This is a genomic window from Streptomyces sp. M41 (assembly GCF_043673425.1).
GTDB lineage: Bacteria > Actinomycetota > Actinomycetes > Streptomycetales > Streptomycetaceae > Streptomyces.
Window position 1 is genome coordinate 304,891 of sequence record NZ_JBIMKE010000002.1, and the last position, 22,399, is coordinate 327,289.

Below are 22,399 nucleotides of genomic sequence, written 5' to 3' on the forward strand. Positions count from 1 at the left end.
GGGGTGCGGCGACGACGCGCCCGGACTCCTCGACCGGCCCGTCAGTGGCCGTCTTGCGCCTGCCGCCCCGCCGCATGGCGGGCCCGGGAGTTCGCCAACAGGTGGCGTGGGTCGGCGGCCCGGTCGATCGCCGTCTCGATCGCGGCGATCCGGTCGGCGAGCAGGCCGAGCGCGGCGACCGCCCGGGACAGGGGCGCGTCCTCGGGACCACCGAGGGCCTGGGAGCGGACGTAGGCCGACTTCACCTCCGCCCACCTCGAAGCCTGTTTCGCCGTCAGCGTGCCGCGCAGTTCGGCCAGCTTCAGCAGGTTTGCCTCGGCGCCGGTCGTGAGGGTCTGTGCCTCGGCCGTGTAGTGGTCGTCGATCAGCGCGGCGAGTTCGGTGTCGTTCATGACGGGCTGGACGCGCTGGGCGATCTTGTTCAAGTTGCGGTAGGAGCCCTGTAGTTGGAAGGGCGGTTCGGTGCGGGTCGCGTCCGACCGGGCAGCCGAGGCGATGTAGGCCGCGTTCACCGCCAGGACCGTCCGCCGGGCGGTGAGCAGGTGCCGCAGTACGGCCAGGATCCGGTCCAGCTCGGCGGGGGCGTACGGGTGGGTCAGACGGTCGGCGCGGGACGCCCCGTCGCCCTCGGCCAGGCGGATGAGGAGCTCCAGGTCGGCGCGGTCACGGCCGGCCAGCGGGGCGAGCACCGGGTTCGAGGTCAGGGCGTTCTCGATGAAGCTGAGCGCGAAGGAGTCCGCCTTGCCCGTCAGGACGTCGCCGAGGTTCCAGACGTCGGCCCGGTTGGCGAGCATGTCCGGCACGCGGAAGCGGCTGCCGGACTCGGTGTAGGGGTTGCCCGCCATGCATACGGCGAACCGCTTGCCGCGCAGGTCGTACGTGCGCGGCTCGCCGTCCCGCACGCCCTCGATCCGGCGGGTGGCGTCGCACAGCGGGATGAACTTCTGCAACAGCTCCGGGGACGTGTGCTGGATGTCGTCGAGGTACAGGAGGGTGTTGTTGCCCGCCTCCAGCGCGAAGTTGATCTTCTCGACCTCTTGGCGGGCGGTGGCGTTCGGTGCCTCTGCCGGGTCGAGCGAGGTGACGGCGTGGCCGAGTGCCGGACCGTTGACCTTCACCAGGATCAGGCCGAGCCGTTCGGCGACGTACTCCATGAGGGTCGTCTTGCCGTAGCCGGGCGGGGAGATCAGCAGGAGCAGTCCGCCGGTGTCGGTGCGCCGGGACTCGCCCGTGGTGCCGAGCTGCTTGGCGAGGCTGTCGCCGATGAGCGGGAGGTAGACCTCGTCGATGAGCTTGCTCCGCACGAACGCGGACATCACCCGCGGCCGGTACTCGTCGAGACGGATCCGTGTGCGCTCGGCGGTGACCAGGGCCGTCCGATGGCGCTGGTAAGCGCGGTGGGCCGGGGCCTCGTGCAGACGGAAGTGCCGTGTACGGGCCAGGAGTTCGTCGACGCGCACGGTGAGCGCGCGGTCGGTGATGCGCGGGTGCGTGCCCAGCAGCCCCCCGACCGTCTCGGTCAGTGCCGCGTCGGACTCGTACCGGACCAGATCCGGGCAGAGCTCTGCCGCCACCGCCTCCGCCAGGTCGCCCGGCATGATGTCCAGGCCGGTGGAGGAGGCGTACGAGGACAGCCATGCCTCCACGAGCTGCTCGCGGGCGGCGAGGTCGTCGAGGGCGGTGAGGTCGTCGTCGTAGGCGGACGAGCCCACGGTGTGGCGGAACTTGTCGAGCATCGTGCGGGTGCCGGCGCTGATGACGAAGCCGTCCGGTCCGGTGGTCAGCTCCTCGAACAGGTAGGCGGCGGCACTGTCCGCGTGCTCGCCTCCGATCGCCTCCGCCAGTTCCGCCCGCAGGTCGGCGATGGCGGGCGCGAGGCCGAACGTGTCCCTCGCCCGCGCCAGCGACACCGCGCGCCGCGTCCAGCCGTCGCGGGCCTCGGGTGTCGTCCCGTGCGTCCAGAACAGCTGGGCAGCGGCACGGGCGAGGGGCTTGTGGCGGAGCAGTCCCGCCACGTCGTGCAGGCGCAGGAGCGCGGTGAGGATCGCCGTCGCGTCGTGGTCGTGGACCCCGCGCTCGTAGCCCTCGTCGTACGCCGCCTCCGCCGCCTGTCGTACGAGGACCGGCAGGTCGGCCTCCGTCAGGGTCTCGGGGCCGTGTTCGTCCAGCAGGCGGGCGGCGAGGTGCTCGGCGCGGTAGACCTCGGGCGACTCCGAGGGCAGGGGGCGGTCCCAGTACGGGCGGGTGGCGGTGAAGGCGGGGTCGGTGACCGGGGAGCGGTAGTCGGTGCCGGTCACCGCGAAGGCCAGGCCGTCGCCGTGCGGGACCAGGGTGAGATCGAGGGGCTGGGTGTTCACGGCGAAGCGGTGGCGGCCCAGGCGGAGGGCGCGGCCGTCGTCGGAGTACAGGTCGGTGCGGTCGCGCAGGGCGCGCAGTGCCTCCTGCCGGGCGGCTTTGAGGTGGCCGTCCAGTTCCTCGGCCCGCACCTGGTCGCCGAGTTCGCGCAGTTCGCCCGCGATGCGACGGACCTTGGCGGGCATCGGGTCGGAGGAGAAGTAGGTGGCGATCGCGTCCGTGTCCGTCAGGGCGGCGGCCCGGCGGGCCAGGCTGGCGAGGACGCGGGACGCGGAGTCGGCCAGGCGCTCGGTGTGCCGGGCGCGGGCGTCGACCAGGGTCTGCTTGCGGGCGGAGAACGCCTCGTGGACCTCGTCGCGCTTGCCGGCGAGGACATCCAGGAAGTCGTCGAACTCGGCGAACCGGGATTCGAGACTCTCCACCTGGATCAGGAGGCGGGCGAGCTGCTCGTCGCAGACGTCCGGACTGTCGGCCACCGCGAGAGCACCGGCGACGGCCTGTCCCAACAGGCCGAGCTCGGCGGCGAACCCGGCTCGGCTCTCCTGGTCGAGAAGGGCACGGCGGCGGGCTTCGAGGACGGCACGGGCCCGGTTGACCGCGCCGAGGACCTCGGCAATGCGCTCCAGCACGGCCGTACGGACCGTGGCGTCACCGATGTCGAGCCCGGCGACGACCTCGGTCACCGCGTGCATTGCGTCGGCCAGTTCGTCCAGGCGGAACACGATGGGCCCGGCCTCGGCGACCGTGGCGACGGCTTCGGTGTCCGCGATGAGCCGCTCGATGTCCGTGTGGTGGTCGGCGAAGGCGTCCTCGCGTGCCAGGTGGACGACGGCCCGCTGACCGAATGCGGCCAGATCGGCCTCGGTGTCGGAGGCGAGCGTGTCGATGCGGTCGGTGTCGGCGTACCGCGTCTCCTTGAGGGTCAGCAGGTGCCCCTGCGCCCGGCGGAGCTCGGTCAGCCCGGTCACCCACGCGGCGGCCGAGCGCGGCGCCTCACCGCGCAGCCGTCGTACGACCACGGCGATCCGTTCGGCGGCTTCGGCGAGCGCCTCGGCGGCCTGCCGGGTCAGGACCTGGACGGTCTCGAACTCGGCCAGGACCTGTTGCGCCGTGGCACGCACCTGTGCCAACGGGGTGTGGAGATCTCCGAGTTCGGGGTCGGTCAGCCAGTGATGGGTGTCCGCCACCCGGACGCAGGCGGCCACCAGGGCCTCGTACACCTCGGTCGTGGGGTTGGTCTCGGCGACGGCACCGGTGATGGACAGACAGTCGGAGATGCCGCGTACCAGGTCGGCGTTGCCGACGCGGGCCAGTGGGCCGGTGCCGATCGGCTGGGCGGCGGCGTGGGTGTCCGAGACGTACGGGGAGTTCCACAGCTGTGCGGGGTGGACCCGCTGTGGTTCGTCACCGTCGGCGCGCAGGACCACGAGAGCGCCGTCGTCGAGGAGCGCCCAGCCATGGCAGGACAGCGGGGCGGACATCTCCTTGCGGATCGTGTTGTACGACAGGAGCAGGCTGCGGCCCTCGGCGCGCGCGTGGAAGGCGTAGAGCACGTCCTCGCCGTTCGGGGAGCGGATCTCCCGCTCGAACTCCAGCTCCGCCGTGTCGAGGTCGTACGTCTTGTGAGTGCCGGAGGCCAGGCAGTAGCCGCCGGGGAAGACGATGCCCTGGTCGTCCGGCAGGCGGCGGCAGGCTCTGCCCATGTCGTCGAGGCGGACGACGGCCTTGGTGAGCGTGTTGAACACCAGGTGGCGGTCGGTGTCCTCCCGGTAGGGGCGGACGCGCAACAGGATCAGGGCGCCCACGCGCGCGTGGGCGATGTCCGCGTCCGCGAGGGACTGGAGGGGCTCGTCGACCGGCTCGGAATGGATGCCCTCCCCGGTCTCGGTGTCGCCGTCGACCTTGACGGTGAGGGTGCCGCCGACCGTGGAGACGAACACCTCGCCGCCGACGGATACATGGGGATGGCGGCCGAGGACGTGGTCGTCGCGGGTGGCCGGCGTCCACTCGATGTCGTGGGCGGGAGGCAGGACGTGGTCGCGGTCACCGCGTGCGTCCAGGAAGACCGCCCGACCGTCACCGGACAGGGACCAGCGCAGGACGCGGATGTCGGCCGTCCTCTCGCCGGTCTGGAAGACGGCGAGCAGCTTGTCGTCCACCAGGCGCAGCCGCAGGAGGCGGGCCTGGCGGTAGTAGCGGTGCAGGGCCGCGAACTCCCGGACGAAGGCGGGGTCGTCGAGCAGGCCGGGCACGGCGTCGTCCGGCAGCCGCCCGAAGGTGCGGTCGTGCAGGGCCAGGACATCGCCGACGCTGGTCTCATCCGCGCGGCCCGGGACGGCGTTGTAGCCGAAGAGCAGCGCGTCCCCCACGGCGACGATGTCCCGGGGCAGCACGGCGTCATCGGTGCGCAGCCGCTCCGTGCGGGCGAGCTCCAGTCGCATCGAGCCGAACTCCTCGCCCCGGCGGGCGTCGAGCTCCTCGGTGCGCCGAGCGAGCTCGGCGGCCTGCGCGGTGAGGCGGTCGCGCAGCACCTCGTAGGCGCCCGCGTCCAGTGGCTCGTACGTGCCGGTGTCCAGGCCGGTCGTCATGGGTTCCCTCTCAGGAAGTCGAAAGAGCACACGGTCCGGAGCCGCCGTCCCCTGTGCGGCGGCTCCGGACCGGGGGCGGGCGGGTCAGGCGTGGGCGGCCCTGCCATTGAGGGCGGTGAGCGGCTTGTCAGCCAGGCCCAGTTCGCCGGCCCTGTCGAGCAGCTGCTGGAGCTGCCCGGAGTCGGCTCCGCCGGTCCGCATCAGCTTCATCAGCAGCGCGGAGACGGTCAGGTTCTGCACGTCGGCCGTGGAGGCCGAGCCGAGGATGCGGCCCAGGTCGTCGGTGAAGCTGGAGGTGCCGTCCAGCCAGGGCCCGGCCAGTGCCCGCGCGGTCTCGGAGTGCTGGACGAAGCCGTCGACGCCCTTGCCGAGCGCGATCGATCCGACCAGCCGGTCGAAGAAGACCGACTCGCCGCCGACGATGTCGATGTCGGCGTTCTCCAGCCCGGTGGCCAGGACCGTGGCCTGTGCCTCGGCGACCTGACGCTGCACCTCCAGGCCCGCCAGCCGGATGTCCTTCTCGGCCTCCAGGCGCAGCCGGTACTCCTCGTGGCCACGGGAGGCGTCGTCGAGCGCGGCCATCGCCGCCGCCTTCTCGGTCAGCCCGGCCGCCTCCGCCTTCAGCTTCTCGCCGACGCCCTCGGCCTCGGCGAGGGCCTTCGCCCTGGCGCCCTCCGCCTCGGCCCTCATCCGGGCCTGCGTCGCCTCGGCCTCCGCGCGGCCGGCCTTCTCGATGACCTCGGCCTCCTTGTCGCGGACCTGGACCGCCGCGAGCCCCTCCGCGGCGGCCTCGGCCTGGACGCCCTCGGCGAGGCGGAGCTTGGCGCGGGCGTCGAGGTCGGCCGTCTTCAACCGGGCCTCGGCGAGGGTCAGTTCCTCGGACGCACGGTGCGTGGCGGCCTGCTCGGCGGCCTCGGCGGCCTTGATGTCCTTGACCAGCTTCTCCTGTGCCTCGGCCTCGGCCGCGATGATCACGGCCTGCCGCTGGCGCTCCGCCTCCTCCACGGCGCGCAGCTTCTTGATGGACTCCTCCTGCTCGGCGACCGTACGGTCCACCGCGACCCGCTCCCGGACGACCTCGGCGATGTCCCGCTTCTCCGCCTCGACCTCCTTCTCGGCGGCGATCCGGGTCAGCTGTGTCTCCCGCTCTCGCGCGATGACTTCGAGGAGGCGGTCCTTCTCGATGCGCTCGTTCTCCACGGCGATGACCCGCTCACGGTTCTTCGCGGCGACGGCGACCTCACGGGCCTGGTTCTCGCGCTGCACGCCGAGCTTCTCCTCGGTGGCCAGGAACGCGGCCTGCGCGCGCAGCCGTTCCTCCTCCACCACCCGTGCCGTCTCGGCCTCCTCGCGGGCTCGTACGGTCGCGATCTCCCGCTTCTGCTTGGTCTCCGCGTCGACCTGCCGACGCTCCAGCTCCAGGATGGCCTCGCGGGCGTCGACGTTCTGCCGGGTGATCTCCTTCTCCTCGGTGCGCTGCGCCTCGTTGGTGCGCACATGCTCCAGGGCAGTCAGTTCGGTGATCTTGCGGATGCCCTGGGCGTCGAGGACGTTGGCGGGGTCGAGCTGGGTCAGCGGCGTCTGCTCCAGGTAGTCGATCGCCGCGTCCTCGAGGTGGTAGCCGTTCAGGTCGACGCCGATGACCTCGATGATCCGGTACCGCAGCTCGTCGCGCTTGGTGTAGAGGTCGGTGAAGTCCAGCTGCTTGCCTACGGTCTTCAGCGCCTCGGAGAACTTCGCGTGGAACAGCTCCTGCAGCGTGTCCCGGTCACTGGCCCGAGCCGTCCCGACCGCCTGCGCGACCTTGATGACGTCCTCGACCGTCTTGTTGACCTTGACGAAGAACGTGATCCGGATGTCGGCGCGGATGTTGTCCCGGCAGATCAGGCCGTCCTTGCCGGTCCGCGTGATCTCGATGGCCTTCACCGAGATGTCCATCACCTCGGCCTTGTGCAGCACCGGCAACACGACCTGCCCGGTGAAGGTCACATCGACCCTGCGCAGCTTGGAGACGATCAGCGCCTTGCCCTGCTCCACCTTGCGGAACAGCTGGGAGACGACGAGGACGGCGAGCGCGGCGACGACGACGATCACGCCGACGCCCAGGGTGATGGCATTCATGGCATACGTCCTTGAGGCGTAAGGAGCAAAGAGAGGCAAGGGAGTTGGAGCGTGGGGAGGCGAGGCTGGGCAGGGCCCCGGCCCGGTGACGCCGTGCGTCAGGCGGCGTGGTCCATGCGGCGCCGGTTCTCCCGGTCCTCTGTCCGGCCGAGCCCGGACAGACCGGGTTCATCGGGGAAGAGACGGTGCAGGGGCCGCACGACCAGGCGAGTCATCCGCCATGCGGCGAGCAGTGCAAGAACCGGTACGGCCATGCGCAGCAGTCCGGTGGCGGGTCCCGGCGACGTGAACACGACCAGGAGGAGACTCCCGCCCACGCTCAGGGACCAGGCGAGCGCTGTCAGGGAGGAGAGGGCGATCGTCACCGGTACACCGCCCATGCCCCACGCGCGAAGATCCAGATCCGCGTCGAAGCTGTGGGTATCGGCGCGGCGCGCGGCGACCAGGACCCAGAAGCACAGCAGCACGACGAGGGCGGCAGTCAGCAGGATCGTAGGCAGGCCGGTTGCGACCGCCAGCAGCATCCGCACGACGTCGTCCCCCTTCCGCCCGCAGTGCCCGTCGACCGTGTCCGGTGGCGTATCGCGTACTCGGGCTCCGGTGCCGGACACCTGCCGGTGTCCGGCACCGGAATCCCCCGCAGTGCCCCCGCAACGCCATGGTGCACGGCCGGTGCATGCCGGCGCATTGCCGGATTCCGGCAGCGTTCACTAGGGTCTGCATGCCGGTGAGCCGCTAAGAAACCGTCATCGGCGCATCAAGAAGGCGGGGGTGACATGACGGAACGGGAAATTCCGGAGCAGTATCTGGAGGGGTACGCCCAGATCCTGACCGAGGTCTCGGCGACGGGCCGGCGCCTCACTCGGGACGAACTCACCTCCCGCCGGGCGCTCGGGGAACAGGCCGCGGATGCCGGCCACGGACTGCGCGCCCTCGTCAGCGCCCACCTGAGCGCCGCCCGCGCCGCATGGCCGACCGGCCCCGGCACGGCGGACAGCGCCCTGGCGGCCACACAGCAGGTCATCGACGCCTTCGCCGAGGGCTACGAACGCGCCCAGCGCCAAGCCGTACGCCAAGAGGAGGCCACCCGCAGGGAGTTCATCGACGACCTTCTCTACGGCCGTAGCGACCTGGGGCGCCTCGCCGAACGCGCCGAGCGCTTCGGCCTGCGCCTCTCGCACGCCCACGCCGTGGCCGTCGCCCGAGGGCCCGCCCCCTACGACGAAGGTGACATGGTCCCACGGCAGGTGGAACGCGCCCTGATCTCCCGTTTCGGCGATCGCAGCACTCTGCTCACCACCAAGGACGGCCGCCTGCTGTGCATCGCCCCCGGCCACCAGGACGAGGTCCTCGCGTACTTCGCCAAGCAGGCCCACGCGGCCACGGAAGGCGGCCAGGTCGCCATCGGCCGCGCGCAGCCCGGACCCGGCGGAGTCGTCCAGTCGTACGAAGAAGCGCTCAACGCCCTGGAGCTGGCCGAGCGCCTGGAGTTGGAGGAGCCCGTCCTTCACGCCGCCGATCTGCTCGTCTACCCCGTCCTGACCCGCGACCGGCAAGCCATGGCGGATCTCGTGATGAGCAGCCTCGGCCCGCTCACCACCGCTCGCGGTGGCGCCGGCCTCCTCCTCGACACCCTCACCGCCTATTTCGACTCGGGCTGCGTCGCCGCCGAGGCCGCCCGCCGGCTCTCGCTCAGTGTGCGAGCCCTGACCTACCGGCTGGAGCGCATCCACAAACTCACGGGCGCGGACCCTTCGGATCCGGCCCACCGTTACATGCTCCAGACCGCGGTGATCGGCGCCCGGCTGCTGGACTGGCCGGCCAAGGAACTCTGACGCCGCGGCGGTGCGCGCCTGCGCCAGGCCCGAGGTGTACGAGAACGCGGCAGCAGCGGGCACATCGCGGGCGCGCCTTGCCCGCCTCCCCAGCCCTACTCGCGCGCTGCTCCTCAACCGTCTGCTGCTCACCGGGTGGTGACGCGGGTCGGGAGCGAGGAAGGTGGAGCCATGACGATCGACGTGACGGCCGAGCGGGTCGTCCCGCTGCCGCGCGAGCAGGTGGCCGCCTACGCCATGGACTGGCGGCACGACGCCGAGTGGACCCAGGGGATCCGCACGGCCGAGCTGACCCGGGAAGCGGACGGCGGGGGCTTCGGCGTCGGGGCCGAGGTCACACGGACGGCGCACTTCCTGAGCCGCCGTATCGACTATGTGCTGCGGGTCGCCGCGTACGACCCGCCCGGGCTGCTGGACATGGTCTCGGTGGCGGGCCCGATGCCGATGCACGTCACGTACAGCTTCGAGCCCCACCCTGACGGCACCCTCGCCCGGATCCGTGTCCGAGGCGGAGAGGGCGGCTTCTACCGGCTCGCCGCCCCGCTGCTCGCACGCCAGGTGCGGGGCAACCTCGTCAAGGACCTGCGCGACCTCCGAGCACGGCTCGTGGAACAGGGGTGAGACGACGGTGACTTACGACGAACGACTCGCCGAGCGGATCCGGGAACGGATGGGCACGGACCCAGAGATCAGCGAGAAACGCATGTTCGGCGGCCTGGCCTTCCTGTACCGCGGCAACATGGCCGTGGGCGTCACCGGCGACGACCTCATGGTCAGAGTCGGCCCCGAGGCGACGGACGAAGCGCTGGCACGGCCCGGAACACGGATCTTCGACATGACCGGTCGCCCGATGCGCGGCTGGATCGTGGTGGCCGGCACCGCGATCACGAAGGACGAGGCGCTCGGCGCCTGGATCGACGAGGGACGCTCCTTCGCGGCGGAGCTGCCGCCCAAGTGACGCGGGGACGGCCATGGACGGCATGCCTGTCCATGGCCGACGGACATGCCGTGGGTCAGGACCCCTTTGCCGCCGGTTCGAGGATCGCCACGCACTCCACATGATGAGTCATCGGAAAGGTGTCGGCCTAGCCGCAGACGTCAAGGCAGCAGGTCAGAGATGGTTTCGAAGCTTAGTCGGGCCGCCGGACACACGGAGCGTCAAATGAGCGTCACGGCCCCTACTTCGGTTCGGCACCGGAACACTGGCGCGTCACGCCTCCCAGTAGTACGCAGCGCCTCCACCGGTAGAAGCGGAGCCTCACGTCGGTGGAGCCGCATCGGTACGCCCAGTGCGTGCAGGAGGTCCGCCGCCAAAGGGGCAGTGTGATCGGAACTTGCTGACGAGGCTTGCCGCGCTACTCCGTCGGAGATGGAAACGGGAAACAGCTTCGATCGCCTTGTCCGTCCGGGAGTTGGTGCCGCACGCTTCCGTGCAGTACCGCCTCAGCCCGGACGACCGGGTTTGGGAGGTTCACGTGCCACATCCGTCCACCCCGTTCGGCGAAGAACTGAGGAAGCGGCGTCTGGAGACCGGTCTGAGCCTTACGGATCTGTCCGGTCTCGTGCACTACAGCAAGGCCCAGCTCAGCAAGGTCGAGCGAGGCATCAAGTCACCCAGCCGTGATCTCGCGCGGCTGTGCGACGCCGCACTCGGTGCCGACGGGGCACTGATCGCCCTGAGCACCCCTACCGCTGTCGATTCACCTGCCGTGTCGACGCCAGGCCGGGTCGAGGAGGAGAACTGGATGATGCACTTGTCACCGGACGGCCCGAGCTCCTTCGGGCCCGTGGGCCGGCGTGAGGTGATGAATGCCGGCGTCGCCTCGCTGATGACCTGGAGGTCGGGCGGATCGGGTCCAGCTTCCCCAGCCGCCGGCGCCGGCATGCTGGAAGCCTCACGCTCACTGTTCACGCACTACCGCAGACTCGGTCAGACCGTGGAACCCGGCCTGCTCCTGCCCGTCCTGATCACGCAGACACACACGCTGCGGGAGCTGTCGGCGCAGAGCGACAGCTCCACCAGGCGTCGCCTTCTGGCGCTCGGTTCCCGCTACGCCGAGTACGTGGGCTGGCTGGTGCAGGAGACTGGGGACGAGCGTGCGGCGCTGTGGTGGACGCAGCGTGCGGTTGACCTGGCCGCAGCCGGCGGTGATCAAGCACTGGCCGGTTACGCTCTGGTCCGCAGGGCGTTGGTCACGCTCTACCGGGAGGACGCCGAGCAGACGATCGCGCTGGCCCGCCGGGCGCAGAGCGGCGTACTGCCGTCACGGATCCGCGGTCTCGCCGCACAGCGCGAAGCGCAGGGCCATGCCCTCGCCGGTGACGTCGGCGCCTGTTTCCGCGCCCTGGACCGGGCTCGTATGCTGCTCGCCCGCCGGAACGACGGTGCCGACGATCCGGTGATCGGCTCTATGCACCTTCCCGATCCGGTCGGCATGATCACCGGCTGGTGCCTCGTCGATCTCGGGCGACCGCGCGAGGCGGGCGAGGAACTGGATCGGCAGCTCACTCAGGTCGGCCCCGACGCGGTGCGTACGCAGGTGCGGTACGGCGTACGCCGCGCGCTCGCCTATGCCTCCGCCGGCGAGATCGACCACGCGTGCGCGCTGTCGGAGCCACTGCTCGACGGCGTGACGGCGGTTCGCTCAGCGACCGTCACGACCGATCTCCGACGGCTCGTCCGCGTGTTGGGCCGCTACCCGGACCACCCACCGGTACGCCGGCTGGCACCGCGACTCGGCACCTTGTCCCGCCCGACCATCCCTCTTGAGGAGTCACCGTCATGAGCGAGATCTTCATCAACTACCGCACCGGGGACGGGGAGAAGACCGCGGCCCTACTCCGCCAGGGGCTGTCGCACCGCTTCGGCCCGGGACACGCGTTTCACGCGTCGCAGTCCATCGTCCCCGGTGAAAGCTGGCCCGATCGACTACTGGATGCGGTACGGCGCAGCTCCGTACTCCTGGCCGTCATCGGACCGGACTGGACGAACTTCCGTACCCGGCTGGAGGATCCCGAGGACTGGGTGCGCAAGGAGATCGAGGAGGCTTTCGAGTGTGAGGTCCCAGTGATCCCCGTTCTGGACGGACGTAAAACCAGCCGGCTGAGCAGGGCCGATCTTCCGCCCGCGCTGCGACGGCTCGCCGATCTCCAGTCCATCGCGTTCGACTCCGGTGACACCGACGTGTGTGTCGCGCGCATCGGTGATCTGATGGCCGACCTGATTCCCGGCCTCGACGACCGGTCCGGTACCGAGGCAGGGACACCCGCGCCGGGCAGCGTGACCAATTCCATCGGGACCGTGAACGGTACAGCCGTGCAGAGCCGTGACTTCACGGGTGACGTCGGCACGGTCGTCAAGGGCGCCCACGGTCCTGTCCACACCGGGAACGGCAACATCTACTCGCATTCACGTCATGTCTCGGGCGACCGTCACTTCTCGGGTGACGGGACTACGTACTTCGAGGGCGACCACCACGGCGCCATCCAGCACCGGTTCGGTGAACGGGACGGTCACGAGGACAAGGACCGGTGAACCAGCACACCGGCACCTGGGTCAGGGACTCAGGCGTCACGGTCACTGGGCCTGGCGACGTCTACATCGGCACGCAGCTACAGGACTCGGAAAAACCGGCTTTCCGCCGAGTCGCCGACGACCAACTCCGCCGACTGCGCCACGTACTGGTTGCTCCGCCGTGCATGGGCGAGGCTCGTGCCGTTCTCGCCGACTCCGGCACCGTCATCCTGGAAGGTGCCCCGGGCAGCGGCCGGTCGGCTGTGGCCCGCGTACTGCTGCACGAACACCACCGGGACAGTGGTGTCTTCCACGAACTCCCGCCCGGTGAGGAGGACGAGCTCTCCCTCCGGGACCCCGCTCTGGTCGGGACCGGTGATCAGTTGCTGCTGGACCTGTCCGCCACGGACGACCGCCGCTGGGCCGGAGCCCGGGCCGACCTCCCGGCACTGCGCAAGGCCGTGCACGAGCGGCGGGCTCATCTGGTCGTGATCATGCCGCACCGCGGCGTTCTCGACCCGGACCTGCAGTACTGCCGCGTGGTGCTCGAACGGCCACCCAGTAGAGGCGTCTTCCGGCGGCATCTGCGCCTGTACGGTGTGCCGCCTGAGGAATATCTCCGGTCGGACGGCACCGTCGACGAGTTCCTGACAGCGAACAGGCCGATGCGGGAGATCGCGGAATTCGCTGACCTGGTGCGCCGGGCACGCGAGGCCGGTCAGCCCGGGGACGGATTCGCTCAGTGGTGCGAGATGGCCGGGCGGGCACGGAACGACGGACGGCGGGAAGCCGCCGCGCTCGTCACCAAGTTGCGGGAAGCGCCGCAACGAGCCCTGCTGATCGCCGTGTCCATGCTGCACGGGGCGCATGCCGATGTCATTCACCGCGCGGCTGGGCAACTCTTGAGCGCCCTCGGGCCTCCGTCGGAGGGCGACTCGCCGCTGGAGCACCGAGACCTCGCCGAGCGACTCCTCGAAATCTCGGCCACTGCCGCCCCCAACGGACAGGTCCGGTTCGAGAAGCTGGACTTCGACTCCGCCGTTCGTGCCCATATCTGGGACCACATGCCCGATCTCCGCCCCCACCTCGGCTCCTGGGCCGCGAATGTGGTGGAGCTGAACGACCCGCACTTCGTCACCGTCGTACGCGACGGCATGGTGGAACGAGTGGCCGGTGAATACCTGCGCACCGGACGGGCGGACGGGCTGGGGGCCCTCGTCGAACGCTGGAGCACCGGAGAGACGAGCCGGCCCCGCCTGGAAGCGGCCGTTCATGCGCTCACCCGCGGGCTGGCGGACCCGACGCACGCCAGGGACTTCCGCGAGCAGATCTACCAGTGGTGCGCCAACCGGCGCCTCGATGGGGAGCTCGCGCAGGTGCTGGTCCGCGTCTGCGCCGACGTCCTCGCGACCAGTCATCCGGATCAAGCCCTGGTCAGGCTCCACCACCTGGCCCGGCGTGAGCGCGGCACGACACGTGCCCGGCAGGCGCTGTGCGATCTGGTGGCGCGCAGCCGCAGGCTGCACCGCGTGCTGCTCGACCGTCTCGCCCGTTCCGACTTCTCACCCGCCCATCTCGGGATTTTCCTCCAGGCCAGCGACCCCGAACTGTTGACGTTCCGCCCCGGCACCTCGCACGCGCTGATCGACGAGCAGAGCGCGCAGCGCTCGCTGACAGCCTGCTGGCACGCGGTACTGGCCGGGCTGCCGCCTCGGCAGTGGCAGGTCGAAGCACGCCGCTGGCTCCACTGGGCGGCCACCTGCACCGGACCACACGGCGGGCTCCTGCTCGACCTCCTCGTCAGCGCGGCACAGCGGTGCACGGAGAAGCGGGGCAAGGTCTTCGCTCTGCTGTATGCGTGCGCCCGCGACGCCGAACGCACCGGCCCCGGGGATGCGGCGCGGGCCGGGGAGACCACCGGCCTGCTGCTCCACAAGATCAGCAACGCCCAAGGCGTCGCTGCAGCAACACCGCCGACGACTTCACCCAGGGGGACTCGACCATGACCACCGCACGGAAAACCACAACCGTCTTCCTCACCGTTCTGAGCGGTCTCCTTCTGACCATCGTCGGTTTGACGCAGCGGTGGCCCGCATGGGCCTGGCCGCTGCTGGCAGTGCTGCTGCTCGTCGTCCCCGCAGCCGTCTTCCGGTTCGCCGCGATGCGCCGCGGCACGGTACCGGTGGCTTTCGAGGAGCAGCTCACGGCCGCCCCCGTGGAACGCACGGAACACCGCGTCAGCCAGATCCTGCTGCCCAGCAAGTGGGCCGACTACGACTTCGTCTTCTCCGCGACGGTGCGCTGGTGCCTCGTCGACGCTCCCGCGAGTGCCCCCGTTCTCAACCCGGCGGGCCTCGCCGTCGACGCGGTCCTGAAGCGGGCCCGCACCATCACCGAGCAACGAGAACCGGTCCGGTCCTCACTCGTCGAGCAGGAACTGTCCGCCGCCCTCAGCCGGATGGTGCCTGAGTCCACCGGGCACCTTCAGGCGATGGCGGAGAACATCCAGCTCGTCCTGGTGCAGCAGGACCAGGAGCGCCTCGACAAGCTCGCCGACGTACGCAAGGACGAGGCGGTCTGGGTGCACCAGCGCAAGTATGAGCAGAGCAGGCGCCGGTACTTGGGCGAGGACGTCCTCAAGGACACCGGCAGCGCAGTGGTCTGGTGGCTCGCCAGGAACGACGAGCACGTGGAACGTACGGTGAACGACCTGGCCCTGCTCGCTCAGCTCACCTCGGCGGCCAATGACACCGATATTCCCGAACGGCTTCAGGATCTGATCTCTCAGCAGGCCGGTGAGCCGACGACGTCGGACTTTCCCGAGGCGGGGCCTCCCTCAGCGCCGCAGGGACGGGAGACAGCCACGATGCATCTCTCCGACTTCCTCGACAGCATCGGTTTCACCGACGGAGATGTACGCCGCCCGATGCTCGCGGCACAGATCGCCGGCCTCATCAAGGAGCAGAACCGCCACGAGACCGCCGAGGAGATCCAGCACCACTTCGATCCGCCGGCGTCCCCCGCTCTGGACGACGACGAGGCGCCCGCCTCAGGCTCCCCCCTCGCCTAGGAGAAGACACATGGACAGCGAACTGGCCGTACTCGCGGCGTCGGGCGCCACCACACTGGCCTCCCTCATAGTCACCGACTCCTGGACACACGCCCGGGAACTCGTCGGGCGGTACCTGACCCGCACCGGCGCGGACCCCGACACGTTCGACGACCTGCAGGACGCTCGGACCCGGCTCCTCGCCGACGACGCCACGGAACGTGAACGGACCGCCCGCGAGATCAGCCGACGGTACGGTGACCGTCTGCGCCGGCTCGCGGAAGCCGACGACGGCAGCGGCGAGTCCCTGCGGGCTCTGCTGACCTCGGTACTGCAACTCTCGGCGTCCGCGGCAGACAGCTGGCGCACGGTGGACAAGCGCATCAGCCGGGGAGTCCAGCACGGCCCCGTCGTCCAGTCGGGCACCGTTGCTGGGCTGACCTTCCACGTGGATCACGTCGATCGCACGGATCGCCAGGTCTCCCCCGCCGCCGCGTTGGCCCAGGAGTCGTCGATCACGACGGAGCGGGGTACGTGACGCCGTGGCAGAGCACCCAGTGCGGGGCGTCGAACCCTTTGATTGGCACAACCCGATACTCCCCGAACCAGCCAATGCGACCACGTGTGGGGGGAGTTCGACAGCTCGTGAGGGCACGGCACGCGCCTGCCCTACCCTCACGTCGTTGAACGTCAGGAAACGGGGAACCAGGCTGACAGGCGCTTGGCAATGACCGGTACGTCGATGTTGTCCTGCGCGACGTCCTCGACGAACGGGCCGGCAATGGAGACGGGCGGCGGAACGGTACTGGCGCTCACGCCGTTGAACCGCAGGAAGACACGCATGGCAAGCCAGGCGGTGCGCTTGTTGCCGTCGATCAGCGCGTGATTGCGGGCCACGGAGTGCAGCAGCGCCGCCGCCTTCTCGTGCAGCGTGGGATACAGCTCAGCGCCGAACACGTTCGTCCGGGGCCGTTCGATCGCTGACACCAAGAGCCCCATGTCACGCACGCTGTGCTCGGTACCGTTGACCGTCCGGGCGATGGCCAGGATCTCGTCGATCTGGATGTAGCGCACTGCGGTCACTTCAAGTAGTCCAGGATCTCCGCATCGCTGTCCATGAGCTCGACCAGGACGTCATCGACCTTCAGCTCGGCCCGGTCCTGGGCGTCACGGATGGCCTCAATGGCAAGTTCCTGCTTGCTGCGGCCCTCCCGGCGAGCCCGCTCGGTGAGCTTCGCGTCAAGGTCGTCGGGAAGTCGGAGTGTCATCGCCATACAGCCATGATACCTGACAGGTATCAAGCGGCACGGTCTAGTCGCGTCCCCGGTCGAGCGACCCGCCCCGGCGGTAAAAGCGCAGGTCAGAGCCCCTTGCCCGCCGGTTCAAGGATCGCTACGCACTCCACATGATGAGTCATAGGGAAAAGATCGAACGCCCGCAGCATCCGCACCCGATACCCCCCGTCCCGGAAGTACCCCAAGTCCCGCGCCAGCGCCGCCGGATCGCACGCCACGTACGCGATCCTGCGTGCGCCCAGGGACGCCAGGTGAGCCACCGTCTGGCGACCGGCCCCAGCCCGCGGCGGGTCCAGGACGATCAGGTCGACCTCGGTGATTCCGGTGCGCGGCAGCACCGACTCGACCTTGCCCTGCTCGATGCGGACGCGGTCGAAGTCGGCCAGGTTGTGCCGGGCGTCCTCCACCGCGCGCTTGCCGGTCTCGATGCCGAGGACCGCGCCCTTGTCGCCGAGGCGGTCGGCCAGGGCGCCCGCGAAGAGGCCCACGCCGCAGTAGAGGTCGAGCGCCATCTCGCCCTTGCGGGGCAGCAGGCCCTGCATGACGGCCGTCACGAGGGTGTCGGCCGCCTTCGGGTGGACCTGCCAGAAGCCGCCGCTGCCGACCCGGTGGGTACGGCCGTCCGCGCGTTCGCGGACGAAGGGGCGGCCGTGGACGCGGTGGGTGCCGCCGTCCTTCTCGCCGACCCGCATCACCGAGGCCGGCTTGTCCAGCTCCACGATCGGCAGGCGGGCGCCCGGCCTCGGGGTGAGGATCACCTGGCGGTCCTGCGAGCCCGTCGCCGCGATCGCCTCGACCGACGCCATGCCGGTCCAGTCGCGCTTCTCGATGCCGAGCTCGCTGACGCCCTCCGCGGCGATCATGCAGTGGTCGACCGGCTCCACCTCGTGCGAGCGGTGCCGACGCAGTCCGGCGTGGCCGTCGGCGTCGACCGCGTACTGCACGCGCGTGCGCCACTGCGGCACCTGTCCCGCGGGCAGCTTGTCGCCCTCGGCCGGCATCACCGTGCCGTCCCAGCCGACATCCTCGGGCGTCAGTCCCGCGAGCCGCTGCAGCTGCTCGGCGATCACCTCGCCCTTCATCCGGCGCTGCGCCCCCGGCTTGGCGTGCTGCCAGTCGCAGCCGCCGCAGCGGCCGGGACCGGCGTAGGGGCAGGGCGCCTCGATGCGGTCCTTGGAGGCGGTGAGGACCTCGACGGCGTCCGCGCGCAGGAAACGGTCGCCCTCCTCGCCCTCGGTCACCCGGGCCACGACGCGCTCGCCGGGCAGCGTGTGCCGTACGAAGAGGACCTGGCCGGCGTCGGTGCGGGCGATGCAGTGCCCGCCGTGGGCGACGGGGCCGACCTCGACCTCGTACTCCTCGCCCACCAGAGACTTCTTCTGTTCTGCCTGCATGGTGGGGGGACTCCAGACCGAGACGGGGGTACGGCCCTGCACCGAGGACATGGGAGGGCCTGACAACAGCCCACCAGTCTACGTGCTCCCCGCCACGGTCATTTCCGGGCTTCGGTCTCCTTGGCCCGCTCCTGGGCCGGCCCACGCCGCACCGAACCGGGCGCGTTCCACTCACCCCGCTTGCGGGCGCGGACCTTCGCCGCCTCCGAGGACTGGAGCTGGTACGGCACCGAGGTCACCATGATGCCCGGCGTGAACAGCAGCCGGCCCTTCAGCCGCAGCGCACTCTGGTTGTGCAGCAGATGCTCGTACCAGTGGCCGACGACGTACTCGGGGATGATCACCGACACCGCGTCGCGCGGGGACTCCTTGCGCAGCCCCTTCACGTACTCGATGATCGGCCGCGTGATCTCGCGGTAGGGCGAGTCGAGCACCTTCAGCGGTACGTCGATCCCGCGCCGTTCCCACTCCTCGCGCAGCGCCTTGGTCTCCGCCGGGTCGACGTTGACGCTGAGCGCCTCGAGGGTGTCCGAGCGCATCAACTTGGCGTAGGCCAGCGCGCGCAGGGCGGGGCGGTGGATCTTGGAGACCAGGACGACCGAGTGCACCCGGGACGGCCGAACGCTGTCGTCGCTCGGCCCCTCGGGGGCGGCGAGCTCCTCGGAGACGTGATCGTAGTGACGGCGGATCGCCGTCATGGTGCCGTAGAAGATGACCATACCGAGCAGGGCCACCCAGGCGCCGTGGGTGAACTTCGTGACGAGCACGACGATCAGGACCAGGCCGGTGAAGAAGGCGCCGAAGGTGTTGATCGCACGGGAGCGGTTCATGTGGCGGCGCTTGGCCTGGTCCCGCTCCGTGGCCAGCAGCCGGTTCCAGTGGCGGACCATGCCGATCTGGCTGAGCGTGAAGGACACGAACACGCCGACGATGTACAGCTGGATCAGACGGGTCGAGTCGGCACCGTAGATCCACACCAGCAGAATGGCCGCGCCCGCCAGCAGCACGATGCCGTTGGAGAAGGCGAGCCGGTCGCCGCGGGTGTGCAGCTGGCGCGGCAGATAGCGGTCCTGGGCGAGGATCGAGCCGAGCACCGGGAAGCCGTTGTAGGCGGTGTTGGCCGCCAGGAACAGCACCAGGGCGGTGGCGGCGGCGAGCACGAGGAAGAAGAAGCTGCCCTTGCCGAAGACGGCCTCGGCGACCTGGGTGATCACCGGGTTCTGGACATAGTCGGAGCCGACCGCGACGCCGTCCTTGACGAGGTCGACGGCCGGGTTCTCGGCCATGCGGACCTTGGTCACCATGGCGAGCCCGATGATGCCGCAGAACATGGTGACGGCCAGCAGACCCATCATCGCCAGCGTGTTCGCGGCGTTCTTCGACTTGGGCTTGCGGAACGCCGGGACGCCGTTGGAGATGGCCTCGACACCGGTGAGCGCGGCACAGCCGGAGGAGAAGGCCCGCAGGAGGAGGAAGACCAGCGCGAAGCCCGCCAGGCCCTCGTGCTCGGGTTTGATCTCGTACGACGCCGTGGGTGCCCGCATGGTGTCGTCGAGGACCAGACCGCGGAACGCGCCCCACGCGATCATGATGAAGACGCCCGCGACGAAGACGTACGTCGGGATCGCGAAGAGGCTGCCGGACTCCTTGACGCCGCGCAGGTTCATCAGCGTCAGCAGCACGATCACGCCGACCGCACACTGGACCTTGTGCTCGACGACGAACGGGATCGCGGAGCCGAGGTTCTCGATGCCGGAGGAGATCGAGACGGCGACCGTCAGGACGTAGTCGACGAGCAGGGCGCTCGCGACGGTGAGTCCCGCCTTGGGGCCGAGGTTGGTGGTGGCCACCTCGTAGTCGCCGCCGCCGCTGGGGTAGGCGTGCACGTTCTGCCGGTAGGAGGCGACCACCGTGAACATCAGCACGACGACCGCGAGCGCGATCCAGGGGCTGAAGTGGTAGGCCGACACGCCCGCGATGGACAGGACCAGCAGCACCTCTCCGGGCGCGTACGCCACGGAGGAAAGCGGGTCGGAGGCGAAAACAGGCAGGGCGATGCGCTTCGGCAGGAGCGTTTCCGCCAGCCGATCACTGCGCAGCGCGCGCCCGATCAGAATCCGTTTGGGCACGTCGGTCAGTTTGGACACAACAGAGAATCGTAGGCCCCCTGCCTGGGGCGGAGCACATCCGGGTGAAATCGCGCGCGGCGCGGGGGTGAATTCGCCGTCGCGCTCGCGCCGGGCGGCGGCCCGGGCGGCGGGTGCATGCCTCCATGACCTGCGTCGGTACGCTCATCACAGCCGGGAGACCTCATGTCGCACGCGACCGCTCAGCTCGTCGGTGCCCTCGTCGCGCTCGCCGGACTCGGCGCCCTGGCCCTGGCCAGCGTCCGCAGCTTCAACCGCGACTGACGACAGCCGCTGACGACGGCGACTGGCGACAGCGACTGGCGACGGCCACGGAACAACGGCGACTGACCACGGCCACTGACAACGGCCATGGACACCGCGGCTGGGATCCGGACCGACGTCCGGGCCGGAGCGAACGGCCGGCGCCGCCCGCGCACGCGGCCGGCGAGGACGCGCCCCACGACTCCCGCCCCCGGCTCCCGTCCCCGGCAACCGCCCCTCGTCGCCTGTCGTCGCCCGTCGCCGGACGCCCCGTCGGCGGTGTCCGCCCCTGACGTTACGGTGGACCGAGGCGCAGGCGAGCCGACGATCCGACCGCGAGGGATCATCCGCCGGATTCCCCGGCATGATGTTGCCCAGCGGTCCGCGACGGCCCGCGACTGTTGCCAGGCGAACCGAGAGAAGGTTATGAGCACCACGTTCACGCAAGTCAGACGCCTAACGAGGAGTGCGGGGTAAGCGCCGTGCACATCGTCATCATGGGTTGCGGAAGGGTGGGCTCCGCTCTTGCCCAGACCCTGGAGCAACAGGGGCACACGGTCGCCGTGATCGACCAGGACCCGACCGCGTTCCGCCGGCTGGGCCCAGGGTTCGGAGGCCGCCGGGTCACCGGCGTCGGCTTCGACCAGGACACCCTGCGTGAGGCGGGCATCGAGGAAGCGGGCGCCTTCGCCGCCGTCTCCAGCGGGGACAACTCGAACATCATCTCCGCGCGCGTGGCCCGCGAGATGTTCGGCGTGGAGAATGTCGCGGCCCGTATCTACGACCCCCGCCGCGCCGAGGTCTACCAGCGCCTGGGCATCCCCACCGTGGCCACGGTCCGCTGGACCGCCGACCAGATGCTGCGCCGTCTGCTGCCGTCGGGCGCAGAGCCGCTGTGGCGGGACCCCACCGGTGGCGTCCAGCTCGCCGAGGTGCACGCGTCCACGGACTGGGTGGGCCACAAGATCAGCAGGCTCCAGGAGGAGACGGGCGTCCGTGTGGCGTTCCTGACCCGGCTCGGCGAGGCGATCCTGCCGACGTCGCAGACGGTGTTGCAGGAGGGCGACCTGGTGCATGTGATGATGCGTGCCGACGAGGTCGACAAGGTCGAGGCGGCGTTCGCCAAGGGTCCCGAAGAGGAGGGCGGTCACTGATGAGGGTCGCCATTGCCGGTGCCGGCGCGGTGGGCCGCTCCATCGCGGGCGAACTGCTGGAGAACGGCCACGAGGTCCTGCTCATCGACAAGGCGCCAACCGCCATCTCGGTCGAGCGCGTCCCGCAGGCGGAGTGGCTGCTGGCCGACGCCTGCGAGATCACGTCACTGGACGAAGCGGCCCTTCAGCGCTGCAATGTGGTGATCGCCGCGACCGGAGACGACAAGGTCAACCTGGTCATCTCCCTGCTGGCGAAGACGGAGTACGGCGTCCCGCGCGTCGTGGCCCGGGTGAACAACCCCAAGAACGAGTGGCTGTTCAACGAGGCGTGGGGCGTGGATGTAGCGGTCTCCACCCCGCGTCTGATGTCGGCCCTGGTCGAGGAGGCGGTGAGCGTCGGCGACCTGGTCCGCCTGCTCCGCTTCAGCCACGGCGACGCCAACCTCGTCGAGCTGACGCTGCCGGAGGAGTCGGCCCTGGCCGGCACCCAGGTCGGCGATGTCGAGTGGCCGCAGGACACGTCCCTGGTCACCATCATCCGCGGCACCCGCGTGCTCACCCCGTCCCGCGAGGACTCCCTCGAAGCGGGCGACGAGCTCCTCTTCGTCGCCGCCCAGGCACGGGAGGAGCAGCTGGAGGACCTGCTGTCGGTGCGCCGCGAGGACACGGCGGGCTAGCCCCGCGGAGCCCTGCGGGCTACGACG

Annotated in this window: 17 protein-coding genes; 10 read left to right on the top strand and 7 right to left on the bottom strand. The window is 70.2% G+C overall.

Translation table 11 applies throughout. The annotated features are described in order from the left end of the window. Positions 1–41: 41 nt before the first annotated feature. From ACHBTE_RS03650 to ACHBTE_RS03660, 3 genes are all read right to left on the bottom strand, one after another. On the bottom strand, positions 42–4,943 hold the full coding sequence (locus tag ACHBTE_RS03650) for a DNA repair ATPase (protein WP_394721839.1): 4,902 nt from the start codon (positions 4,941–4,943) through the stop codon (positions 42–44). Positions 4,944–5,027: 84 nt separating this feature from the next. After that, complete coding sequence (locus tag ACHBTE_RS03655; RefSeq protein WP_394721840.1) at positions 5,028–7,064, bottom strand: flotillin family protein; 2,037 nt, start codon at positions 7,062–7,064, stop codon at positions 5,028–5,030. 98 nt (positions 7,065–7,162) lie between these two features. Then, a complete protein-coding gene (locus ACHBTE_RS03660) occupies positions 7,163–7,588 on the bottom strand; it encodes a hypothetical protein (protein WP_394721995.1) in 426 nt (141 codons plus the stop codon). 252 nt (positions 7,589–7,840) lie between these two features. Between ACHBTE_RS03660 and ACHBTE_RS03665 the strand changes: the two genes are divergently transcribed. The 8 genes from ACHBTE_RS03665 to ACHBTE_RS03700 all read left to right on the top strand — a co-directional run bounded on the left by ACHBTE_RS03665 (position 7,841) and on the right by ACHBTE_RS03700 (position 16,000). Continuing rightward, complete coding sequence (locus tag ACHBTE_RS03665) at positions 7,841–8,899, top strand: PucR family transcriptional regulator (RefSeq protein ID WP_394721841.1); 1,059 nt, start codon at positions 7,841–7,843, stop codon at positions 8,897–8,899. Positions 8,900–9,070: 171 nt separating this feature from the next. Further along, complete coding sequence (locus ACHBTE_RS03670; RefSeq protein WP_394721842.1) at positions 9,071–9,520, top strand: SRPBCC family protein; 450 nt, start codon at positions 9,071–9,073, stop codon at positions 9,518–9,520. 7 nt (positions 9,521–9,527) lie between these two features. Continuing rightward, on the top strand, positions 9,528–9,857 hold the full coding sequence (locus ACHBTE_RS03675; protein ID WP_394721843.1) for a TfoX/Sxy family protein: 330 nt from the start codon (positions 9,528–9,530) through the stop codon (positions 9,855–9,857). A gap of 517 nt (positions 9,858–10,374) precedes the next feature. Beyond that, positions 10,375–11,685 (top strand): helix-turn-helix domain-containing protein, encoded by a 1,311-nt coding sequence (locus ACHBTE_RS03680; RefSeq protein WP_394721844.1) that lies wholly within the window; start codon positions 10,375–10,377, stop codon positions 11,683–11,685. Continuing rightward, positions 11,682–12,434, top strand: a complete 753-nt coding sequence (locus ACHBTE_RS03685; RefSeq protein WP_394721845.1) for a toll/interleukin-1 receptor domain-containing protein — start codon at positions 11,682–11,684, stop codon at positions 12,432–12,434. Before ACHBTE_RS03680 ends, ACHBTE_RS03685 begins: the two co-directional genes overlap by 4 nt. Further along, positions 12,431–14,419 carry a hypothetical protein gene (locus tag ACHBTE_RS03690; protein ID WP_394721846.1) on the top strand — a complete coding sequence of 663 codons (1,989 nt, stop codon included), beginning with the start codon at positions 12,431–12,433 and terminating at the stop codon, positions 14,417–14,419. The genes ACHBTE_RS03685 and ACHBTE_RS03690 overlap by 4 nt, the downstream gene beginning before the upstream one ends. Beyond that, positions 14,416–15,483 carry a hypothetical protein gene (locus tag ACHBTE_RS03695; RefSeq protein WP_394721847.1) on the top strand — a complete coding sequence of 356 codons (1,068 nt, stop codon included), beginning with the start codon at positions 14,416–14,418 and terminating at the stop codon, positions 15,481–15,483. The genes ACHBTE_RS03690 and ACHBTE_RS03695 overlap by 4 nt, the downstream gene beginning before the upstream one ends. Positions 15,484–15,493: 10 nt before the next feature. Then, positions 15,494–16,000, top strand: coding sequence for a hypothetical protein (locus ACHBTE_RS03700; protein WP_394721848.1), 507 nt, complete (start codon positions 15,494–15,496; stop codon positions 15,998–16,000). A gap of 152 nt (positions 16,001–16,152) precedes the next feature. On the opposite strand, the gene ACHBTE_RS03705 is transcribed toward ACHBTE_RS03700, so the two are convergent. From ACHBTE_RS03705 to ACHBTE_RS03720, 4 genes are all read right to left on the bottom strand, one after another. Continuing rightward, positions 16,153–16,545, bottom strand: coding sequence for a type II toxin-antitoxin system death-on-curing family toxin (locus ACHBTE_RS03705; protein WP_394721849.1), 393 nt, complete (start codon positions 16,543–16,545; stop codon positions 16,153–16,155). After that, positions 16,542–16,736 carry a ribbon-helix-helix protein, CopG family gene (locus ACHBTE_RS03710; RefSeq protein WP_107021548.1) on the bottom strand — a complete coding sequence of 65 codons (195 nt, stop codon included), beginning with the start codon at positions 16,734–16,736 and terminating at the stop codon, positions 16,542–16,544. Before ACHBTE_RS03710 ends, ACHBTE_RS03705 begins: the two co-directional genes overlap by 4 nt. Before the next feature lie 86 nt (positions 16,737–16,822). Then, positions 16,823–18,151 (bottom strand): class I SAM-dependent RNA methyltransferase, encoded by a 1,329-nt coding sequence (locus ACHBTE_RS03715; protein WP_394721850.1) that lies wholly within the window; start codon positions 18,149–18,151, stop codon positions 16,823–16,825. 98 nt (positions 18,152–18,249) lie between these two features. Next, positions 18,250–20,298, bottom strand: a complete 2,049-nt coding sequence (locus tag ACHBTE_RS03720; RefSeq protein ID WP_394721851.1) for an APC family permease — start codon at positions 20,296–20,298, stop codon at positions 18,250–18,252. A gap of 725 nt (positions 20,299–21,023) precedes the next feature. Between ACHBTE_RS03720 and ACHBTE_RS03725 the strand changes: the two genes are divergently transcribed. After that, positions 21,024–21,695, top strand: a complete 672-nt coding sequence (locus ACHBTE_RS03725) for a potassium channel family protein (RefSeq protein ID WP_394721853.1) — start codon at positions 21,024–21,026, stop codon at positions 21,693–21,695. Next, positions 21,695–22,372, top strand: a complete 678-nt coding sequence (locus ACHBTE_RS03730; protein WP_394721854.1) for a potassium channel family protein — start codon at positions 21,695–21,697, stop codon at positions 22,370–22,372. Before ACHBTE_RS03725 ends, ACHBTE_RS03730 begins: the two co-directional genes overlap by 1 nt. Positions 22,373–22,399: the final 27 nt, after the last annotated feature.

Bases quoted from the DNA above. Each gene is read 5' to 3' on its own strand.
- ACHBTE_RS03650 (WP_394721839.1), bottom strand. From the start codon at position 4,943: ATGACGACCGGCCTGGACACCGGCACGTACGAGCCACTGGACGCGGGC.
- ACHBTE_RS03655 (WP_394721840.1), bottom strand. From the start codon at position 7,064: ATGAATGCCATCACCCTGGGCGTCGGCGTGATCGTCGTCGTCGCCGCG.
- ACHBTE_RS03660 (WP_394721995.1), bottom strand. From the start codon at position 7,588: ATGCTGCTGGCGGTCGCAACCGGCCTGCCTACGATCCTGCTGACTGCC.
- ACHBTE_RS03665 (WP_394721841.1), top strand. From the start codon at position 7,841: ATGACGGAACGGGAAATTCCGGAGCAGTATCTGGAGGGGTACGCCCAG.
- ACHBTE_RS03670 (WP_394721842.1), top strand. From the start codon at position 9,071: ATGACGATCGACGTGACGGCCGAGCGGGTCGTCCCGCTGCCGCGCGAG.
- ACHBTE_RS03685 (WP_394721845.1), top strand. From the start codon at position 11,682: ATGAGCGAGATCTTCATCAACTACCGCACCGGGGACGGGGAGAAGACC.
- ACHBTE_RS03695 (WP_394721847.1), top strand. From the start codon at position 14,416: ATGACCACCGCACGGAAAACCACAACCGTCTTCCTCACCGTTCTGAGC.
- ACHBTE_RS03700 (WP_394721848.1), top strand. From the start codon at position 15,494: ATGGACAGCGAACTGGCCGTACTCGCGGCGTCGGGCGCCACCACACTG.
- ACHBTE_RS03710 (WP_107021548.1), bottom strand. From the start codon at position 16,736: ATGGCGATGACACTCCGACTTCCCGACGACCTTGACGCGAAGCTCACC.
- ACHBTE_RS03715 (WP_394721850.1), bottom strand. From the start codon at position 18,151: ATGCAGGCAGAACAGAAGAAGTCTCTGGTGGGCGAGGAGTACGAGGTC.
- ACHBTE_RS03730 (WP_394721854.1), top strand. From the start codon at position 21,695: ATGAGGGTCGCCATTGCCGGTGCCGGCGCGGTGGGCCGCTCCATCGCG.